Origin of the sequence: Halobellus captivus (genome assembly GCF_003697845.1) — an archaeon.
Classification (GTDB): Archaea; Halobacteriota; Halobacteria; order Halobacteriales; family Haloferacaceae; genus Halorubrum; species Halorubrum glutamatedens.
This window is the reverse complement of record NZ_RDQE01000001.1, coordinates 244,965-262,315: the sequence shown is the minus strand read 5'-3', so window position 1 is coordinate 262,315 and position 17,351 is coordinate 244,965. Positions and strand designations below refer to the sequence as shown.

The 17,351-nt window shown below is 70.8% G+C and carries 19 protein-coding genes; 12 read left to right on the top strand and 7 right to left on the bottom strand.

Going from position 1 to position 17,351, the window contains the following annotated elements; all coding sequences use genetic code 11:
- Positions 1-4: 4 nt before the first annotated feature.
- The 3 genes from serB to EAO78_RS01380 all read left to right on the top strand — a co-directional run bounded on the left by serB (position 5) and on the right by EAO78_RS01380 (position 2,038).
- Positions 5-652 carry a phosphoserine phosphatase SerB gene (gene serB / locus EAO78_RS01385; protein WP_122104064.1) on the top strand — a complete coding sequence of 216 codons (648 nt, stop codon included), beginning with the start codon at positions 5-7 and terminating at the stop codon, positions 650-652.
- A gap of 125 nt (positions 653-777) precedes the next feature.
- Positions 778-984: a hypothetical protein gene (locus EAO78_RS17625; protein WP_136516473.1), complete on the top strand. Its 207-nt coding sequence runs from the start codon at positions 778-780 to the stop codon at positions 982-984.
- The gene (locus EAO78_RS01380; protein WP_122104063.1) at positions 977-2,038 is read left to right on the top strand and encodes a Brp/Blh family beta-carotene 15,15'-dioxygenase; all 1,062 of its coding nucleotides are present in this window, start codon (positions 977-979) and stop codon (positions 2,036-2,038) included. Before EAO78_RS17625 ends, EAO78_RS01380 begins: the two co-directional genes overlap by 8 nt.
- Positions 2,039-2,082: 44 nt before the next feature.
- Here the strand turns inward: EAO78_RS01380 and EAO78_RS01375 are convergent, their stop codons facing one another.
- The 3 genes from EAO78_RS01375 to hisB form a co-directional block, all read right to left on the bottom strand.
- Entirely contained in the window at positions 2,083-2,982 is a 900-nt protein-coding gene (locus EAO78_RS01375) for a YkgJ family cysteine cluster protein (RefSeq protein ID WP_122104062.1), read from the bottom strand.
- 80 nt (positions 2,983-3,062) lie between these two features.
- Positions 3,063-3,422 carry a hypothetical protein gene (locus EAO78_RS01370; protein ID WP_122104061.1) on the bottom strand — a complete coding sequence of 120 codons (360 nt, stop codon included), beginning with the start codon at positions 3,420-3,422 and terminating at the stop codon, positions 3,063-3,065.
- A 284-nt stretch (positions 3,423-3,706) separates the two neighbouring features.
- On the bottom strand, positions 3,707-4,303 hold the full coding sequence (gene hisB, locus EAO78_RS01365) for an imidazoleglycerol-phosphate dehydratase HisB (RefSeq protein ID WP_122104060.1): 597 nt from the start codon (positions 4,301-4,303) through the stop codon (positions 3,707-3,709).
- A 122-nt stretch (positions 4,304-4,425) separates the two neighbouring features.
- On the opposite strand from hisB, the gene EAO78_RS01360 reads away from it, so the two are divergent.
- Together EAO78_RS01360 and EAO78_RS01355 are read left to right on the top strand one after the other, a co-directional pair.
- Positions 4,426-5,895 carry an APC family permease gene (locus EAO78_RS01360; protein WP_122104059.1) on the top strand — a complete coding sequence of 490 codons (1,470 nt, stop codon included), beginning with the start codon at positions 4,426-4,428 and terminating at the stop codon, positions 5,893-5,895.
- Positions 5,895-6,674 carry a universal stress protein gene (locus EAO78_RS01355; RefSeq protein ID WP_122104058.1) on the top strand — a complete coding sequence of 260 codons (780 nt, stop codon included), beginning with the start codon at positions 5,895-5,897 and terminating at the stop codon, positions 6,672-6,674. Before EAO78_RS01360 ends, EAO78_RS01355 begins: the two co-directional genes overlap by 1 nt.
- A gap of 146 nt (positions 6,675-6,820) precedes the next feature.
- Here EAO78_RS01355 and hisA read toward each other — a convergent pair whose 3' ends face one another.
- Entirely contained in the window at positions 6,821-7,567 is a 747-nt protein-coding gene (gene hisA / locus EAO78_RS01350; RefSeq protein WP_122104057.1) for a 1-(5-phosphoribosyl)-5-[(5-phosphoribosylamino)methylideneamino]imidazole-4-carboxamide isomerase, read from the bottom strand.
- Between the two features lie 75 nt (positions 7,568-7,642).
- Positions 7,643-8,464, bottom strand: coding sequence for a hypothetical protein (locus EAO78_RS01345; RefSeq protein WP_122104056.1), 822 nt, complete (start codon positions 8,462-8,464; stop codon positions 7,643-7,645).
- A gap of 109 nt (positions 8,465-8,573) precedes the next feature.
- On the opposite strand from EAO78_RS01345, the gene EAO78_RS01340 reads away from it, so the two are divergent.
- From EAO78_RS01340 to EAO78_RS01330, 3 genes are read left to right on the top strand one after another with little or no spacing between them, the layout of a single operon-like run.
- A complete protein-coding gene (locus tag EAO78_RS01340) occupies positions 8,574-9,815 on the top strand; it encodes a thiamine ABC transporter substrate-binding protein (protein WP_122104055.1) in 1,242 nt (413 codons plus the stop codon).
- Positions 9,816-9,825: 10 nt separating this feature from the next.
- A complete protein-coding gene (locus EAO78_RS01335; RefSeq protein ID WP_122104054.1) occupies positions 9,826-11,643 on the top strand; it encodes an ABC transporter permease in 1,818 nt (605 codons plus the stop codon).
- Entirely contained in the window at positions 11,633-12,784 is a 1,152-nt protein-coding gene (locus EAO78_RS01330; protein WP_122104053.1) for an ABC transporter ATP-binding protein, read from the top strand. The genes EAO78_RS01335 and EAO78_RS01330 overlap by 11 nt, the downstream gene beginning before the upstream one ends.
- Before the next feature lie 33 nt (positions 12,785-12,817).
- Here the strand turns inward: EAO78_RS01330 and EAO78_RS17620 are convergent, their stop codons facing one another.
- Complete coding sequence (locus EAO78_RS17620) at positions 12,818-13,021, bottom strand: hypothetical protein (RefSeq protein ID WP_136516472.1); 204 nt, start codon at positions 13,019-13,021, stop codon at positions 12,818-12,820.
- Between EAO78_RS17620 and EAO78_RS01325 the strand changes: the two genes are divergently transcribed.
- Positions 13,020-13,277: a DUF7561 family protein gene (locus tag EAO78_RS01325; protein ID WP_122104052.1), complete on the top strand. Its 258-nt coding sequence runs from the start codon at positions 13,020-13,022 to the stop codon at positions 13,275-13,277. The genes EAO78_RS17620 and EAO78_RS01325 overlap by 2 nt on opposite strands.
- 117 nt (positions 13,278-13,394) lie before the next feature.
- Here EAO78_RS01325 and EAO78_RS01320 read toward each other — a convergent pair whose 3' ends face one another.
- Positions 13,395-13,664 carry a hypothetical protein gene (locus tag EAO78_RS01320; protein WP_122104051.1) on the bottom strand — a complete coding sequence of 90 codons (270 nt, stop codon included), beginning with the start codon at positions 13,662-13,664 and terminating at the stop codon, positions 13,395-13,397.
- Between the two features lie 802 nt (positions 13,665-14,466).
- Between EAO78_RS01320 and hemC the strand changes: the two genes are divergently transcribed.
- Genes hemC through EAO78_RS01305 form a run of 3 tightly spaced genes read left to right on the top strand, consistent with a single transcriptional unit; the run spans position 14,467 to position 17,259 of the window.
- Entirely contained in the window at positions 14,467-15,627 is a 1,161-nt protein-coding gene (gene hemC, locus EAO78_RS01315; protein WP_122104050.1) for a hydroxymethylbilane synthase, read from the top strand.
- Positions 15,620-16,453 carry a uroporphyrinogen-III C-methyltransferase gene (gene cobA / locus EAO78_RS01310; protein WP_122104049.1) on the top strand — a complete coding sequence of 278 codons (834 nt, stop codon included), beginning with the start codon at positions 15,620-15,622 and terminating at the stop codon, positions 16,451-16,453. The genes hemC and cobA overlap by 8 nt, the downstream gene beginning before the upstream one ends.
- Positions 16,450-17,259 carry a uroporphyrinogen-III synthase gene (locus EAO78_RS01305; protein WP_122104048.1) on the top strand — a complete coding sequence of 270 codons (810 nt, stop codon included), beginning with the start codon at positions 16,450-16,452 and terminating at the stop codon, positions 17,257-17,259. The genes cobA and EAO78_RS01305 overlap by 4 nt, the downstream gene beginning before the upstream one ends.
- Positions 17,260-17,351: the final 92 nt, after the last annotated feature.

Sequence of the window (17,351 nt, the reverse complement as noted above, 5' to 3'; positions counted from 1 at the left end):
GGGCATGAGCCTGATCGCGTTCGACTTCGACGGCACGCTCTCCGACTCCGAGATGACGGTGTTGCTCGCGGAGCGGGCGGGCGTCGCCGACGAGGTCGCCGAGATCACGGAACGCGCGATGAACGACGAGATAAGCTACGCGGAGAGCCTCTACAGCCGCGCTGAGCTGCTCGGCGGCCTCGACGAGACGGCCGCGAACCAGGCGTTCGACGCGGTTCGGCTCCGGCCGGGGGCGGCGCGACTGATGAAACGGCTCCGCGCGGACGGCCACCACGTCGCGGTGCTCACCGGGGGCTTCGAGCGCGGGGTCGAGCGCGCGCTCGAACGCGAGGGCGCCGAGGCCGACACGATCGTCGCCAACCGGCTGCCGATCGCGAACGGGAAGCTCACCGGCGAGGCGGAGGGGCCGTTGATCGAGGGCACCAAGGACGACGCGTTGGAGGAGCTCGCCGCGGAACTCGGCGTCCCGATGGCGTCGACGGTCGCGGTCGGCGACGGCGCGAACGACCTCCCGATGCTCGAGGTCGCGGGCCTCTCCGTCGGGTTCGTCCCGAAGCCGGCGGTCAGGCCGGTCTGTGACGCGGTGGTCGCCTCGATGTACCGTCTCGGGAAGGTGCTCGAGGCCCACGGCGTGCTCTCGGAAGCGGAATGAACGGCAGCCGCCCACGGCCCCTGCCGTGATACCCTGGACCGATCGTTGATGAGGGCCTCTGGACCGATCGTTAATGGGGACCGCCGCCGGCGTCACCACATGGGCGTTCCCGTTCGGGTGGTGCGGTGATCCGTTCCCCGACGTCTCTCCGGTTCCACCGCGTCTTCACCCTCCCCGTGCTCGCAGTGCCGTGGATGCTCGGTCGGAACGAGAATAGAGGGACTGCGGCGGGGGAGCGACGCGTCGACGCGGCCGATCGACCCGACGACGCGGTCCACCGAACCGTCACGCCGATCGAACCGGGCGTCGACCCCGATCCCGTCGATGACTGACGTCGGAAGCGGCGACCGCGCCGCGCGCTCGATCGTCGACCGCTGGTTCGCACGGTACCCCGCGATCGCGATGGGAGTGTTGGTTCCGTTCGGGGCCGTTACCCCCCTGTTTTCGGTCGAACTCGGCGTCGCGACGTTCGCGGTCGGCACGCTGGTCGTCGGGATGGCTCACGGCGCGGTCGATCACTTGGTTCCGCTGCGGGCGACCGGAGGGGACGGAACGTCGCTCCCGCGATCGGTGGCGATCGTCTCGGTCGCGTACGCGGTTCTCGGCGGCGCGGTCGTCGTCGCGTTCTTCGTCGCACCCGTCGTCGCGTTCGTCGGGTTCGTCGGGCTCACCTGGCTTCACTGGGGACAGGGCGACGTGGCGGCGCTCGTCCTCGCCGGCGTCGACCACCTCCCGACCCCCGGCGAACGGGCGCTGACGCTCCTCGTCCGCGGCGGGCTTCCGATGGGCGTCCCGCTCGTGAGTCACCCCGGGGAGTACCGGCTGGTGGCCGAGTGGGTGGTCGGGCTGTTCGTCGCCGACGCGGCCGCCGCCGTCGCGCCGCTCTTCGTCCCGCCGACGCGGCTGGCGGTCGGTGCGGCCATGGTGGGCGCGACGCTGCTGTCGATGGGACTCGGATACCGCCGCGTGCGGGCCGGCGCGGACCGCGGGGGATGGCTCCGGGATGCCGGCGAGACGGGCGTGCTGTGGGCGTGGTTCCTGCTCTCCGCGCCCGTCCTCGCGATCGGCGTCTACTTCGCGGCCTGGCACTCGCTCCGGCACGTCGGGCGGCTGACGCTCGTCGACGCGGCCGCGACGGAGCGGCTCGCCAAGGGAGACGTCCGCGGCGCGCTCTTCCGGTTCGCTCGCGACGCCGCGCCGCTCACGCTCGGCGGGTTCCTCGTCGTGGGCGGCGTGGGTCTGGCGGTCCCGTCGGGGGTCGCCGCTCCCGGTGACGTCCTCGCCGTCTCGCTCGTCGCCATCGCGGCCCTGACGCTCCCGCACGTCGCCGTCGTCGCGTGGCTCGACGGGAGACAGCGGGTGTGGCGGCCGGGCGAACTCGGTTGACTCGACCGACGTGGGATCACGGATCGATGCCGTTCCAGCCCGGATTACGAACCGATGTCGTCCCACCCCGGCGTCCCCGGTGCGCCGGCGTCGTCCTCCAGCTCGCGAACCAGCCGCTCGCGGGCGTCGTCGTCGAGGCCGACGGTCCGCCCGTCGGCTCCCGATCGGTCGTGCCAGCCGCGGATCGCGTCACCCGCCCACGAGTCGCCCTCACGGGTTCGAGCCCGCGCGTCGGCCATGCGGTCGCGGTCCACGGAGAGCGATCCGGGCCGGGAGCCGGCGGCGGCCCCGACGAACCGGGCGCGATCGTCGGCGGTCGCCCCGCCGTCGCGGAGCCGTGCGACCACGCCATCGAGGTCGTCCGGGTCGGGATACGCGAAGACGGTCGATCCGAGCGCCTGCGGGCCGAACGCCGGCGCGGGGAGGTCGTCGGGCGGTTCGTCGTCGAGGAGGCGCTCGCCGCCGCCGGCGGCCTCGACGCGCTCGCACTCGGTCTCCGCGTCGAGCACGAGGTTGTGACCGGGGTACGCCGAGCAGGTCCGGGGATAGACGTCGTCGCCGTGGATCCGACACTGGAGGGTAATCGGGTCGAGGAAGACGCACGCGTCGAGCCAGCGGACGGTGTCGGTCCCGATCGGCGCGACCGGCTTCGGCGGCTTTCGGAGGCCGATCACGAAGACCGGACGGTCGTCGACGGCCGCGAGGTCGGTCCCGTCGACCCGGACGCGGTCGTCCCCTTCGGCGGGCTCGAAGAGACGGGGCACCATGGCGTCGCCGAGCCCGCGGTCGAGGAAGCCGACCACCTCGTCGCGGATGAGCGGCACGAGGTCGTAGACGTCGTCGAGCGGGGGGCGGCGCCCGACACGGTCGGACCCGGCGGCCGCCGGATCGAGCGGTCGCCAGTCGACACAGCAGCCGGCACACCCCTCACAGCGGAGCTCCATGGATCGTGCTTGGGAACGACTCGCACGAATAAAAGGGATCGGTCGGGGGGCCTCGGCTCGGGATCGATCGGTCGGCGGATCTAGTGGATCCCTTCGGAGATCCGTACCGACCCGTTGATGACCTCGACGACGATCGTCTGCTCCGGTTCGTCGGAGACGCACACCGTCGCCGTCTCCGTCTCGCCGTCGTCGACGGCGGCCGTGACGGCGTACGCTCCGGGTTGGAGGAGGTTCACCGAGCTCCCTGACTGGTCGGGAAGCAGATGATACTCCGCGTGGTGGCGTCGCTCGTCGTCCCGGCGGATCGTCAGCCGGACGTCGTGTGCGGTTTCGGGGTCGTGGTTGCGGACGTGGAGGTCCTCGCTCTCGAGTCGCCAGCGGGTACTGTCGTCGGTCGTCGAGGACGTCCGGAGGAGGTCGGACGGGGACAATCGGACCATACTCCGTGGTCCCGCCGAGGGGATATGGCTGCCACGGAGGGTCAAACTCGCGTTTGAGGTTTCAGGCGGCACGTGAGGACGCGCTCGGTACAACGCGATCGACCCTGCCGGGACTGCTCCCGAAGCCCGCTCCACCCCGCCCCGCACCTCACGCCTCCCCAGCCTCGGCCGGCGGCGGCCGCCGTTCGGTTCGGCGGCCGCCGCCGACCTCCCTCGCACGGTGCTGGCTCGCGGCCGCCGTGGCGGCCGCTCGCAGGCGCGCGCCGCCGCAGGATCGACGAACGTTACAGTTCGCCCTTCGTGCTCGGCGTGTCGCTGCGTCGCTCGTCGATCCGCGTCGCGTCGTCGAGGGCGCGCGCGAGCGCCTTGAACAGCGCCTCGACCTCGTGGTGGGCGTTGTCGCCCGTCTCGACCGCGGCGTGGAGCGTGAGTCCGGCGTTGTGCGCGAGCGACAGCGCGAAGTGGTCGGCCATGACGCTCGTGAACCCGCCGACGTGCTCTTGAGAGAACTCGCCGGAGAAGTCGTAGTACGGCCGTCCCGCCACGTCGACGACGACGCTCGCGACCGCCTCGTCGAGCGGGACCTGCCGGTCGGCGTACCGCCGGATGCCGCGCTTGCCGCCGAGCGCCTCCTCGAACGCCTCCCCGAGACAGATCGCCACGTCCTCGACGGTGTGGTGGTCGTCGATGTGGGTGTCGCCGTCACAGCGGACGGTGAGGTCGAAGAGGCCGTGTTTCGCGAACGACTCGAGCATGTGGTCGTAAAAGCCGATCCCGGTGTCGACCTCGCTCTCCCCGTCGCCGTCGAGCGCGAGGGTGAGGTCGATGGCGGTCTCCGACGTCTCGCGGGAGACGGCCGCGGTCCGGTCGTGATCGCTCATACTCCTCCGTCGGCGGGGGCTCTTAAGGCGGTTGCGGGTGGGACGGCCGTTTCGGATGTGACGACCGTTTCGAGCGGAACGGCGATGGCTATTTGCCGCGCGCGGCTGTCGTTCCTCGCGGCATGGACGATCCAGACGGTTCGGGAGACCCCGACGGTTCCGGCGACTCCGTGGACTCCGACGCCTCCGGACCGGGGATCGTCGGTCCGGCCGCCGATGTCGACGTTCCGGACGCGCTCGCCGACGTCGTCGACGCCGACACCGGCGAGGGGGAGCTCGAACGGACGATCGGACTCACCGGGGGGCTCGCGATCGGGATCGGGACGATGATCGGCGCGGGTATCTTCGTGTTCCCCGGGCTCGCGGCCGAGAACGCCGGCCCGGCCGCGTCGCTGTCGTTCGCCATCGGTGCCGTCGTCGCGCTGCTCGTGGCCCTGCCGACCTCCGAGCTCGCGACGGCGATGCCTCGAAGCGGCGGCGGCTACTTCTTCATCTCGCGGGGGCTCGGCACCGCTCCCGGCGCGATCGTCGGTCTCGGGCTCTGGCTCGGGCTCGTGTTCGCGTCGGCGTTCTACCTCGTCGGCCTCGGGAGCTACGCCGGACAGGTGTTCCTGGAGGCGGGGATCGCGCTCCCGGTGGATCCGGCGGTCCCCCTCGGAGTGGCCTTCGGGGTGGGGCTCACGGCGCTCAGCCTCTTCGGGACCGAGAACACCGCGTCGCTCCAGAACGGGATCGTGACGGTCCTGCTCGTCATCCTCACGCTGTTTCTGAGCTACGGAAGCCTCGACGCGCTCGGCGTGTTCGGGACGGAGAGCACGCCGGAGCGCTTCTTCCCGCCCGGCGGACTGTTGCCGGTGCTCCAGACGGCGGCGCTCGTGTTCACCTCGTATCTCGGCTTCGCACAGGTGGCGACCGTCGCCGGCGACATCAAGGACCCGTCGCGAAACCTCCCGCTGGCCATGGTGGCGTCCGTCCTCGTCGTCGGCGTGTTCTACGTCGTCACGGTCTTCGTCGCGACGAGCGCGTTCGGTAGCGCCCGCCTCGGCGAGTTCGGCGAGACCGCCATGGTCGAGGTCGCGCGTGAGTTCATCGGGTTTCCCGGAGCGATCGCCATCGTGATCGCCGGCCTGTTGGCGACGTTCTCGAGCGCGAACGCGTCGATCCTCAGCGCGTCGCGCGCCGTGTACGCGGTGAGCCGCGACGACCTCATTCCCGCGGCCGCGAGCCGTATCAACCTCCGGTACGGGACGCCACACGTCGCCCTGGGGCTCGCCGGCGGGCCGATCGTCGTCCTCGCCGCGACCGGGCAGGTGGAGCTGCTCGCGGAGGTCGCCTCGTTCCTCCATCTCGTGATGTACGGGCTGATCTGCGTCGCGCTGATCCGGCTTCGGCGCGAGCGACCCGACTGGTACACGCCGTCGTTCCGCTGTCCGGCCGGGCTCGTGGTCGCCGGCGTCGGCGCGTTCGCGAGCTTCGCGCTCATCGCGTTCATGCAGCCGGCCTCGATCGCGATCGGATCCGTGGTGATGACGCTGAGTTACGTGTGGTACCGCTACTACGCGATCGACGTCGACCTCGAAGGTGACTTCTGATGACCGAGACACCCACCGAAGACGGCGGGGCACAGCCCGAGACTGAAGACCCGACGGAGAGCGGCCGACCGTCGGTGTTGGTCCCGCTGGCGGTACTGGAGGGAGAGTCGCTTCCGAACGGCACGCCCGAACTGCTCGCGAGCGCGCACGTCGTACTGCTCGGGTATCACGTGATACCCGAGCAGACGGCGGCCGAACAGGCGCGCGAGCAGTTCGGCGAGACGGCGATGTCGAAGCTGGGTGAGTTCGCCGACCGCCTCGCCGCGGCCGGGAGTGACGTCGAGACACGCCTCGTGTTCACCCACGACGAGGGAACGACCGTGGACCGGCTCATCTACGAGCACGACTGTCTGGCGGTGCTCGTTCCGAACAGCACCGAGCGCGTCGAGTCCGTCCTCGTCGCGCTCCGGGGAACGGTCGGCGTCGGGCGGAACACGCGGCTCGTCGCCGGTCTGTTCTCCGAGTCGGACGTCGAGGTGACGCTGTACCACGCCCTCAACGAGGGCGAGTCGATCGCGGACGGCGAGTCGTTCCTGAACGGCGTGAGAGCCGATCTCGTCGAGCGCGGGATGGCTCCCGACCGGATCGAGGTCGTCGTCGAGGACGCGGATGCGGCGGTCGACGCGATCGCCGGTCACGGCGAGTCCCACGACGCGGTGGTCATGGGCGAGACGGACCCGTCGGTCACCACCTTCGTCTTCGGGATGCCCTCCGAACAGGTGGCGGAGCGATTCCTCGGTCCGGTGTTGGTCGTCCAGCGGGAGCGTCCCGAGGAGTAGCCGGCGACGGGACCGGTTCGCGGTGACCCTCCGCCTCATAGTGATTACTGCGAGTTCGTACCGCCGTAACGATCCGGATCGATGATGAACGGTACCGAATCGGCGTTTTTCGACACCCTTCACGAAACTATTCGCAGTAATCACTATCAGACCGCGTCGGCGGCCGCCTGCGCCTCCCGCAGCGTGAACTCTCCCTCGTACAGCGCGGTTCCCACCACGACCGCCGCCGCGCCCGCCTCCTTCAGCGCGACCACGTCGTCGACGCTTGCCACGCCGCCCGAGGCGATCACGGGGATCTCGACCGCGTCGACCACGCTCGAGACCGCCTCGCGGTCGATCCCCGACAATTGGCCCTCGACGTCGACGTTCGTGAAGAGGACCGCGCCCGTGCCCAGGTCCTCGTAGCGCGCGGCGGCCTCGGCGGGATCGAGGCCGGTCCCCTCGGTCCAGCCCGAGACGACGACCTCTCCCTCCTTCGCGTCGAGTCCCACGACGACGCTCCCCGGGTGCGTCCCGCTTATCTCCTCGACGATATCCGGGTTCTCGACCGCGGCGGTACCGAGGATCACGCGATCGATGCCCGCGTCCAGCAGCCCGCGGGCGTCGTCCGCGGTCCGGATCCCCCCGCCGAGCTGGAGGCCGATCCCCTCGTCGACGGCGTCGACGACCGCCTCGATCGCGTCGGCGTTGGCGCGCTCGCCCTCGAACGCGCCGTCGAGGTCGACCAGGTGGAGCGTTCGTGCGCCCGCGTCGACCCAGTTCGACGCCGCCTCGACCGGGTCGCCGTAGCGTTTGCCCGTGCCGCGCTCGCCGCCGACGAGCTGGACGACCTCGCCGTCCTGGACGTCGACCGCGGGGATCACCTCGAACTCGGAGAAACGGGTTCGACTCATATCGAATGCCAGTCGCGGCCGCCGATTAAACGGGTCGGTTCGGCGGGCTCCGAACGCGCCTCTCGATCGGGCGGGTCACTCCACCGAGACGAGCAGCGCGTCGATCTCCTCGTCGAAGGTCTCGGGCTCGGTCGAGAGCGCCGCCGCGGTCTCCTCGTCGGTCGTCGCGTCGAGCACCGTCTCGGCGTCGATCGCGTCGGGGAGCGCCTCGTCTATCGCGTCCGAGAGCGGCTCCGTCGGGTACGCCCCGCCGGCGACGAGCACGTCGGTCCCGTCGTGCCAGACGCCGAGTCGAGCCTCGATCTCCGCGGTCTCGTCGATCGTCGTCGTCGACCCGTCCGGCAGGGGGAGCTCGCCCTCGAAGGCGAACTCGCCCGTCAGCCGCCACGCCGTCGCGGTGTGGCCGGTCTCGACCGTCGTCGTTCCCTCCTCGACGACCTCGATCCCCTCGATCCCGCTCGACCGCAACTGCCCCCGGAACGCGTCGAGCGCGGCGGTCTCGACCTCCCCCATCAGCCGATCGCGGCCGACGCCGCCCGGGAGCGTGTCGATCGCGGGTCGGAGGTCGATCCGGGTCGAGAAGAAGACGACCGGCGAGCCGCCGGCGTCGAACGTCCCCGAGAGCGCGTCGGCGACGGAGACGTACTCGTACGCGCGGGTGTGCTCGATCGCCCGCACGGTGACCGGACCGAACGCCTCCTCGAAGACCGTGCTCTCGGACTCCTCGAGCAGCCGCCACCCGTCGTCGATGCGGTCGCTCGTCACCGTCGGTGCCGGCACCGGCCCGTCGCGGGTGCCGAGACAGCCGGCGAGCCCGACCGCCGCGGCGCTCGCGCCCCCGGCGAGGAACCGTCGCCGCGTGACCCCGTCAGTTCGTTCCGCCCGTTCGTCGGTCATACGAGTCCGGAGGTCGCGTCGGGGGAAAGCGGTGTCGGCAACGGTATCAGATCCGATACCGCCGTCGACACGGATCCCTTATGTAACCACCCAGTACAACAACCAGGTAATGACACACGACGCGACCGAGACCGACCGATCGGCGGACCGACACACGCGGCGACGGTTCCTCGCGCTCGGGGGTGCGGCGGGCGTGGCGGGGTTGGCGGGCTGTAGCGCGGAGCGGACGGCGGACGACGGGGAAACCGACGGCGACGGTAGCGACGACGGGGGAAGCGACGACGGGGGAAGCGGCGGGGGCGCGGACGACGACGGCGAAAGCGAGACGCCGACGCTGACGGTCGCGACCTACGGGGCGTTCATCGACGCGCCCTCCGTGAGCCCGGGCGAGTGGCTGAAAGAGGAGTTCGAGTCGCGCGTCGACGCCGAGTTGGAGTGGGCGACGCCCGACAACGAGGTGAACTACTACGTCGAGCGTGCCGCCTCCGGCGCGTCTATCGACGCCGACCTCTACGTCGGGCTCACCGCCGAGGACCTGGTCCGGGTCGACGAGGAGGTCGACGACGACCTCTTCGCGTCCGCCGGCGAGGTCGAGGGAAGCGACGCGGTCCGGGAGGGGCTCCGGTTCGACCCCTTCGAGCGGGCGGTCCCGTTCGACACCGGCTACGTCAGCCTCGTGTACGACGGCACCGAGACGGAGGCTCCCGAGACGTTCGAGGGGCTGCTCGCGGAGGAGCACCGCGGCGACCTGATCGCCCAGAACCCCGGCGGCTCCTCGACCGGCCGGGCGTTCATGCTGCACACGGTCGCCCGGTTCGGCGACGGGGGGGTCGCCGGCGACGGGGAGGGCGAGGCCGTCGAGGGCGACGACGGCGACCCCGACTACGACTACCTCGACTACTGGGCGGAGCTCCAGGACAACGACGTCCGCGTGCTCGGTTCCTGGGACGACGCGTACACCTCGTGGTCGGAGGGGGAGGCACCGATCGTCGTCTCCTACTCCACCGACCAGGTGTTCGCGGACATGGAGGGCGCAAATCTCGAGGAACACCGGATTCAATTCCTGAACGACCAGGCGTACGCGACCCCGGAAGGGATGGCGGTCTTCGCCGACGCCGACGAGCCCGACCTCGCGCGGGAGTTCATGTCGTTCATGCTCGAACCCGACGTACAGGGGGAGATAGCCCAGCGCAACGTGGCGTTCCCCGCGACCGACACCGCGGAACTCCCCGAGGACTACGCCGAGCTGGCCCAGGAGCCCGCCGAACCGGTCACGTTCACGTACGACCAGCTCCAAGGGTCGCTCGACGGATGGATCTCCGAGTGGGAACGGCAGTTCGCGGGCAACTGAACCCGGAACCGTGAGCGACGGATCCGGCGGTCTCGAAAGCGGCCGAAAACGGGCGACGCGGCTCCGCGACCGGGTCGAACGACACGCGCTGGCCGGCCTGACGGTCGCGACGGTCGCGGTGTTGGCCGTGGTCTTCTACTACCCGGTGGGAACCGTGCTCGTCGAGTCCGTCGTCGTCGACGGCGCGGTCACGCTCGGCGTGTTCGCCGACCTCCTGCGGGACCCCTTCTACTTCGGCGAGCTCGCCCGGCTGTTCGCGGGCGAGGACCCGGTCGCGGTCGTGCGGGCGCTCGTCGCTCCCGACCGCCGGCTCGGGATCGTCGGGTTCACCGCCTACCAGGCCGCGCTCTCGACGCTCGCGAGCGTCGCGCTCGGCCTCCCGGCCGCCTACCTGCTCGCGCGCTTCGAGTTCCCCGGCCGGCGGACGCTGCGCTCGCTCACCATCGTCCCCTTCGTGCTCCCGTCGATCATGGTCGCGGTGGGGTTCGTCGCCACCTTCGGCCGGAACGGGACGCTGAACGCCCTCCTCGCCGCTGTCGGGCTCGGTCCCGTCGAGCTCATGTTCTCGCTGGAGGCGATCGTGATCGCCCACGCCTTCTACAACGCGCCGCTCGTCGCGCGAGTGACGACGGCCGCCTGGGAGTCGGTCGACGCCGGCGCGGTCGAGACCGCCCGGAGCCTCGGCGCGGGGCCGCTCCGGTCGTTCCTCGACGTCGTCGCCCCGCAGGTGTACCCCGCGGTGTTGATGGGGGCGGCGCTGACGTTCGTGTTCACCTTCGGGACGTTCCCGATCGTGTTGGCGCTCGGCGGGTTCGAGCTGGCGACCGTCGAGGTGTTCGTCTTCCGACTCGCGCGCGACCTGAACTACGCGGAGGCGGCGGCGCTCGCGGTCGTCGAGCTCGTCATCTCGCTGGCAGTGCTCGGCGCGTACCTCCGGTACGAGGCGAGACACACGGTGACCTCGCGGGGCGTGCGGCCGCTCCCGCGGCGACCGCTCGTCCCGTCCGCGCCGACCGCGGGAGCGCTCCTCTCGCGTCTCGGGCTCGGCGTCTACGGCGTCGTCGCGGCGCTGGTCTTCCTCGCGCCCATCGCCTCCATGGTCCTCGCGAGCGTCACCGGGGGCGACGGGGCGCTCACGCTCGACCACTACCGGTTCCTCGTAGAGCGCCAGCGCACGGGCGCGGCGTTCCAGGTTCGGCCGTGGCCCGCCGTCCGCAACTCGCTCGTCTTCGCGGCGGCGTCGGCGCTCGTCGCGCTCCCGATGGGAGTCGTCGTCGCGGTCGTGACCACGCGCCGGTACCGCGGCCGGAAGCTCGTCGACGCGGTCGCGATGGCCCCCTTCGCCGTCTCGGGGATCCTCGTCGGGCTCGGGCTGCTCCGCGGCCTCGTCTTCGGCGTCGAGGTCGCCGGCTGGCGGATCGCGGTCGCCGGCTCGGCGGCGATCGTCGCCGCCCACGCCGTGGCGGGCTACCCGTTCGTCGTCCGCACGGTCGCGCCCGGCCTGGATTCGCTCGACCGGTCGCTGATCGAGTCGGCGCGAGCGCTCGGCGCATCTCGGGCGCGCGTGCTCCGGGACGTCGAGCTTCCCCTGGTCTGGCCGGGCGTCGTCGCCGGCGCGGCGTTCGCGGTCGCCATCTCGATGGGCGAGTTCACGGCGACGGTGGTGCTCGCGACCGGCGCGGACGCCTACACGATGCCGGTCGCGATCGAACGGTTCATCGGGCGGCGGCTCGGACCCGCGACCGCGATGGGCTGCGTCCTCCTCGTCGTGACCGGACTGAGCTTCGTCGTGATCGAGCGGCTCGGGGGTGAGTACGATGGGATCTGAGCGAGACGAACGGAGAGGCGAAGGCGAACCTCCGATCGCCGTCGAACTCGAGGGCGTGGGAAAACGCTACGACGGGGCGGTCGCCGTCGAGGACGTCGACCTCGCGATCCGGGAGGGTGAGTTCTTCACGCTGGTCGGTCCCTCCGGCTGCGGGAAGACGACGACGCTCCGGCTGATCGCGGGCTTCGAGGAGCCCACCGCGGGAACGGTCCGCTTCGGCGGGCGCGACGTCTCCGGCGTGCCGCCGGAGGGGCGAAACGTGGGCGTGGTGTTCCAGAACTACGCGCTGTTCCCGCACATGACCGTCGGCGAGAACGTGGGGTACGGGCTGCGCTTCTCGGACCCGCCCGGCGACGTGAGCCGCGCGGAGCGCGTCCGCGAGCTGCTCGACCTCGTGGACCTCCCGGGGACCGAAGAGCGCGACCCGGAGAGCCTCTCGGGCGGGCAGAAACAGCGGGTCTCGATGGCACGGGCGCTCGCGCCCGGCCCCGACCTCCTGCTCCTCGACGAGCCGATGAGCGCGCTCGACGCGCGCCTCCGCGAGCGCCTCCGAGTCCAGGTACGGGAGATCCAGCGCGAGCTCGGGATCACCACCGTCTACGTCACCCACGACCAGGAGGAGGCGCTCTCCGTCTCCGATCGGGTCGCGGTGATGCGCGGAGGCACTCCCGAACAGGTGGCGGAGCCGCGAACCGTGTATCGGCGGCCGGCCTCGCGGTTCGTCGCGGAGTTCGTCGGCGACAACAACGTGTTCGAGGGGACCGTCGCGGGGGAACCCGGCGACGGTGAGAACGGGGACGAGGACGGAGACCAGGAGGGACCCGTTTCCGTCCCGGTGGACGTCGACGGCGCGACCCTCCGCGTCGCGGTCGGCGGCAACGACCGCGGTGCGGACGGAGACCCGGGCATCGGCGACCGGATCGCCTTCTGTGTCCGCCCGCAGCACCTGCGGGTCGGCCGGACCGAAAACGGACTCGAAGCGACCGTCGAGAGCGCCGAGTTCCTCGGGGAGACGACGCGGATCCACCTCGCGTGGGGCGACCGGGAACTCCTCGTGCGAACCGAGGACCCCCTCTCCGGGACGGTCGTCGTGGGGTTCGACCCCGCGGACGCACACGTGATCGACGTCGACGGCGGATAGCCCGACGCTAAAACTCCATTGTGGTACCTATCGCTAGGTGCGGTGGCGCGTGCCCGTGAGCGCCCGCCAGGGCGCGAGCCGGCCCGCGCGAGGGAGGTCGGCGGCGGCCGCGACGCGGTGCGGTCCCGCGGCCGCCGCCGGCCGAGGTTGGGGAGGCGTGAGGTGCGGGATCGTCCGATCCGTCGACTCCGCCCGCGGCCGACACGTCTTAACCGTCCGGCCGACAAGGCCCGGCATGGCCTCGGAGGCGTGTGATGTCTGTGAGCGGTCCGTCAGGATCGCCGGCGGGATCGGCGACCTCTGGAACTTCGCGTTCGAGTCGACGCAGGGCATGACCCTGGAACTCGCCGACGGCTCCGAGTTCTTCCTCTGTTTCGAGTGTATGGAGTCGTTACCCGAGGACACGGAACCGACCGCCGGCGACGTCGCCGACCTCCGCGAGCGGACCGAGCCGGTCGACGAGGACCGGAACTCCTTCTGGCACTGGGGCTGACCGGACGGAACCACCGCTACGGGGCGGAAGGCCGGGAAAGCCGGAAAAGCCGGAAGATCGCGTCGTTCGAACCGGTCTCTCGTCGAAACGTCGTTCTACGGGCCGTGAAACGCGGTCCTACAGCCGGTAGCGGCGGCGCGGACCGAACCGGACGGTCCGGACCGGTCGCGTCGAAGTCATCCACGTGGAAAACAGGTGGCGAACGACTACCGCGGTGCCGACGACGGTGAACGCGGCCGCGACGGCGACCGGGTGTTCGATGGCCAGGAGCGCACCGAACACGACCGCGAGGAATCCCGCGAGTACCGCGAGCGAGTCGATGAGCGGGGGTGACGTGGTGGTGAGTCTGGACGTGCGGGCCGATGATCGGTCAGTTGGTGCTACCATACCGTCCCTTCGTGTCGAGCGGGGATAAACTTTCATATTTCAAATATGTTTTGATAAGAGGTAACGTATCTCATTCATTTAGATGGTCTGAAACACACGATAACACCATGTAAGAGATACCATGGTACTGGATACGGAATAATATGTATTATGATATATACTGATCGATCATGTTCGGACGAAGGCGATCGGGAGAGTCTCATAGAACGCTTCACGACCCGTTGGTTTCACCTCGTACTATCCAAGGTCATCCGGTAGATCGAGCGTGCTTGTAGTACGGATCGTGTGATCGAGGAGACCTCGTTGGTGGCGCGGTGAAGTCGACTGCGAAGAACACGCCCAAAGCCCCAGTCGCGAGGAGCGCGCACGCTCGTTGTGCTCCTCGGTCGCTCGCGTTGCTCGCTCCCTGTGGTGCTTACGTCGCCTGCGCGCTCCTCGCGACTGCCCCTTTGAGTCCCACCCCACACCGCACCTCACGCCTCCCCAGCCTCGCGGGCTGCTCGTGCCCTCCCGGGCACTCGCAGGCGCAGGGTGAGAGCAGAGCTCTCGCTTGAAGCCGGCGCGAAGCGCCGGCGACGCCACCGCAATCCGGATCGTTCGTGGCTTCGCCTGTAGTGAGCATCCGCGAGCGCGAGCGAGCGGTTCACCGACGGAGCCGTCGGAGACGGCGGAGTCGGCTTTTTCCCTCCAGGTTTTTCGAGGAGGGGTTCTCGAAGCGAACGCAGTGAGCGAGCGAACCCCTCCTCGAAAAAGGTGGAAGTGAACTGGTGCGCTTTTGAACGCGGGGGGCTTGCGTTCGAACATGACCGAGACCCTCATCCTCGCCACTCGCGGGTCGGAGCTGGCCCTTCGACAGGCCGAGACCGTCCGCGACGCGCTCTCGACTCGACGGCGGGAGGTCGAGATCCGCCGCGTGGAGACTCGCGGCGACCAGATCCCGGACGAGCTGATCCACCGGCTCGGCCGGACGGGAGCGTTCGTCCGCGCGCTCGACGAGGAGGTGCTCTCCGGCGACGCCGACCTCGCCGTCCACTCGATGAAGGACGTCCCCACGGAGGGCGGCGACAGCGAGGCGCGACGCGCCTCCGGCAGTCGGGCTTCGCCCGACGACCTCGTCGTCGCCGGCGTTCCCGAGCGCGCCGCCTCCGGCGACGTCCTCGTTCATCCCGAGAGCAAGGCGCTCGCGGACCTCCCCTCGGGAGCCGTCGTCGGCACCGGGTCGCTCCGGCGGACCGCCCAGATCAAGGCCAGGCGGCCGGACCTCGTCGTCGAGCCGATCCGCGGCAACGTCGACACCCGGATCGAGAAGCTGCTCGCGCCCGGGCTCCAGGCGGAACACGAGCGCCGACTGATCGCTTCCGGGGAGGACGCCGCGTTGACCGCCGAGGACGACGAGGAGACCGCCGATCCGGACGACCCCGGGGAGTTCGATCGGAGCGTCGAGGAGTGGTTCGACTCGCTGTCGGACCTCGAGCGCTCGGCGATGGAGCGGAAGGTTGAGACCGAGTACGACGCGCTCGTGCTGGCGGAGGCGGGGCTCAGCCGGTCGAACCTGCTCGACGAGGTCGGGACGACCCGGCTCCCCCGCGAGGAGTTCGTCCCCGCGGCCGGGCAGGGAGCCATCGCCGTGACCGCGGCGGACGACGAGGTCGTCGAGGCGGTGCGGTCGGTGGTCGACCACCCCCGAACCCGGGTCGCGACGACCGTCGAGCGGACGGTGCTCGCCGAACTCAACGGCGGCTGTATCGCCCCGATCGGCGTCTCGGCGCTCGTTCAGGGCGAGCACGTCCACGTCCGGGCCCGCGTGCTCTCGACGGACGGCACCGAGGAGGTGAGCGGGACGCGCGACCTCCCGATCCGATCGCACGCGACGGCGGCCGCGTCGTTCGCGGCCGACCTCGACGACCGCGGCGCGGCGGAGCTGATCGCCGAGGCCCGCGAGGAGGTCGACGCGGATGCCTGAGGACGAGCCGGATCCGGCCGCGAACGACTCCAACGACGACGTCGGCACCGTGTACCTCGTCGGCTCCGGTCCGGGCGATCCGGACCTGCTGACGGTGAGGGCGGCCCGCCTGATCGACGAGGCGGACGTCGTGCTCCACGACAAGCTACCCGGCCCGGAGATCCTCGGGCGGATCCCCGAGGCGAAACGGGAGGACGTCGGCAAGCGCGCGGGCGGCGAGTGGACTCCCCAGGAGTACACGAACCGGCGGCTGGTCGAGCTGGCCCGCGAGGGGAGGTCGGTCGTCCGGCTCAAGGGCGGCGACCCGTTCGTCTTCGGCCGCGGCGGCGAGGAGGCGGAACACCTCGCGGACGCGGGGATCCCCTTCGAGGTCGTTCCCGGCGTCACCTCCGCGATCGCGGGCCCCGCGGTCGCCGGGATCCCCGTTACCCACCGCGATCACGCCTCCTCGGTCTCGTTCGTCACCGGCCACGAGGACCCGACCAAAGCGGAGTCGGCCGTCGACTGGGACGCGCTCGCGGCGACCGGCGGCACCGTCGTCGTCCTGATGGGCGTCGGCAAGCTTCCGGCGTACACCGCCGAGCTTCGCGCGGCAGGAATGCCTCCCGACACGCCGGTCGCGCTCGTCGAGCGCGCCACGTGGCCCGGCATGCGGGTCGCGACCGGGACCCTGGAGACGATCGTCGACGTCCGAGACGACGTCAGGATCGAGCCCCCCGCGATCACGGTGATCGGCGACGTGGCGGCGACCCGCGACCGTGTCGTCGAATTTCTGATGAACGCGGAGGCTTCCGCGGAGCCCGAACGGGGCGGTGACGACGCGTGAGCGACGACAGCGAGGCGCGACACGCCTCTGGCAGTCGGGCTTCGCCCGACGACGGAGTCGACGCCAGCCCGCGCGTCGCGGTCTTCCGCCCGGACGACGAGCGGATCGACGAGGCGGTCGACCTGCTCGCGTCGCTGGGAGCGACCCCCGTACCGGACCCGATGCTCGCGGTCGAGCCGACGGACGCGGTTCCGGGAGACGACGCCGCGTTCGTCGTGCTCACGAGCAAGACGGGCGTCGAGCTCGCCGCGGCGGCGGGGTGGACCCCCGGCGACGCGGCGCTCGTCGCCATCGGCCCGTCGACGGCCGCCGCGGCTCGCGGGGCGGGGTGGGAGGTCGATCTCGTCCCCGAGGAGTACACCTCCGCGGGGCTCGTAGCGGCCCTCCGTGATCGGATCGCCGACGAGCGCGTCGAGATCGCGCGCTCGGACCACGGGAGCGACGTGCTGCTCGAGGGACTCCACGACGCCGGCGCGGACGTGACCGAGACGGTCCTCTACCGACTGACGCGGCCGCCCGAGGCGGGCGAGTCGGCCGAACTGGCCGCCGCCGGAGACCTCGACGCGCTCGCGTTCACCTCCTCGCTCACCGTCGAGCACTTCCTCGCGGCCGCCGACGATCGGGGGGTCCGGGAGGCGGCGCTCGCCGGAGCGAACGACGCCGTCGTGGGCGCGATAGGCCCGCCGACCGCCGAAACCGCGAGGGATCTCGGATTCGACGTCGACGCCGTCCCCGACGCGGCCGACTTCGAGGCCCTCGCCGAACGCGTGGTGGAGGTGGTTCGCGACCGCGCTGGCGACGAGTGAGTTCGAGCACCGGATCCCGTCCGATCCCGGAACGTGATAACGGGAGATCACACGGATCTCCGCGGATTCTCCGTCCATAGGATGATCATCCC

Excerpts from the sequence above, each read along its gene's own strand:
- serB (WP_122104064.1), top strand. The coding sequence starts at position 5 with ATGAGCCTGATCGCGTTCGACTTCGACGGCACGCTCTCCGACTCCGAG.
- EAO78_RS01380 (WP_122104063.1), top strand. The coding sequence starts at position 977 with ATGACTGACGTCGGAAGCGGCGACCGCGCCGCGCGCTCGATCGTCGAC.
- EAO78_RS01375 (WP_122104062.1), bottom strand. The coding sequence starts at position 2,982 with ATGGAGCTCCGCTGTGAGGGGTGTGCCGGCTGCTGTGTCGACTGGCGA.
- EAO78_RS01370 (WP_122104061.1), bottom strand. The coding sequence starts at position 3,422 with ATGGTCCGATTGTCCCCGTCCGACCTCCTCCGGACGTCCTCGACGACC.
- hisB (WP_122104060.1), bottom strand. The coding sequence starts at position 4,303 with ATGAGCGATCACGACCGGACCGCGGCCGTCTCCCGCGAGACGTCGGAG.
- EAO78_RS01360 (WP_122104059.1), top strand. The coding sequence starts at position 4,426 with ATGGACGATCCAGACGGTTCGGGAGACCCCGACGGTTCCGGCGACTCC.
- EAO78_RS01355 (WP_122104058.1), top strand. The coding sequence starts at position 5,895 with ATGACCGAGACACCCACCGAAGACGGCGGGGCACAGCCCGAGACTGAA.
- hisA (WP_122104057.1), bottom strand. The coding sequence starts at position 7,567 with ATGAGTCGAACCCGTTTCTCCGAGTTCGAGGTGATCCCCGCGGTCGAC.
- EAO78_RS01345 (WP_122104056.1), bottom strand. The coding sequence starts at position 8,464 with ATGACCGACGAACGGGCGGAACGAACTGACGGGGTCACGCGGCGACGG.
- EAO78_RS01340 (WP_122104055.1), top strand. The coding sequence starts at position 8,574 with ATGACACACGACGCGACCGAGACCGACCGATCGGCGGACCGACACACG.
- EAO78_RS01330 (WP_122104053.1), top strand. The coding sequence starts at position 11,633 with ATGGGATCTGAGCGAGACGAACGGAGAGGCGAAGGCGAACCTCCGATC.
- EAO78_RS01325 (WP_122104052.1), top strand. The coding sequence starts at position 13,020 with ATGGCCTCGGAGGCGTGTGATGTCTGTGAGCGGTCCGTCAGGATCGCC.
- EAO78_RS17620 (WP_136516472.1), bottom strand. The coding sequence starts at position 13,021 with ATGCCGGGCCTTGTCGGCCGGACGGTTAAGACGTGTCGGCCGCGGGCG.
- EAO78_RS01320 (WP_122104051.1), bottom strand. The coding sequence starts at position 13,664 with ATGGTAGCACCAACTGACCGATCATCGGCCCGCACGTCCAGACTCACC.
- hemC (WP_122104050.1), top strand. The coding sequence starts at position 14,467 with ATGACCGAGACCCTCATCCTCGCCACTCGCGGGTCGGAGCTGGCCCTT.
- cobA (WP_122104049.1), top strand. The coding sequence starts at position 15,620 with ATGCCTGAGGACGAGCCGGATCCGGCCGCGAACGACTCCAACGACGAC.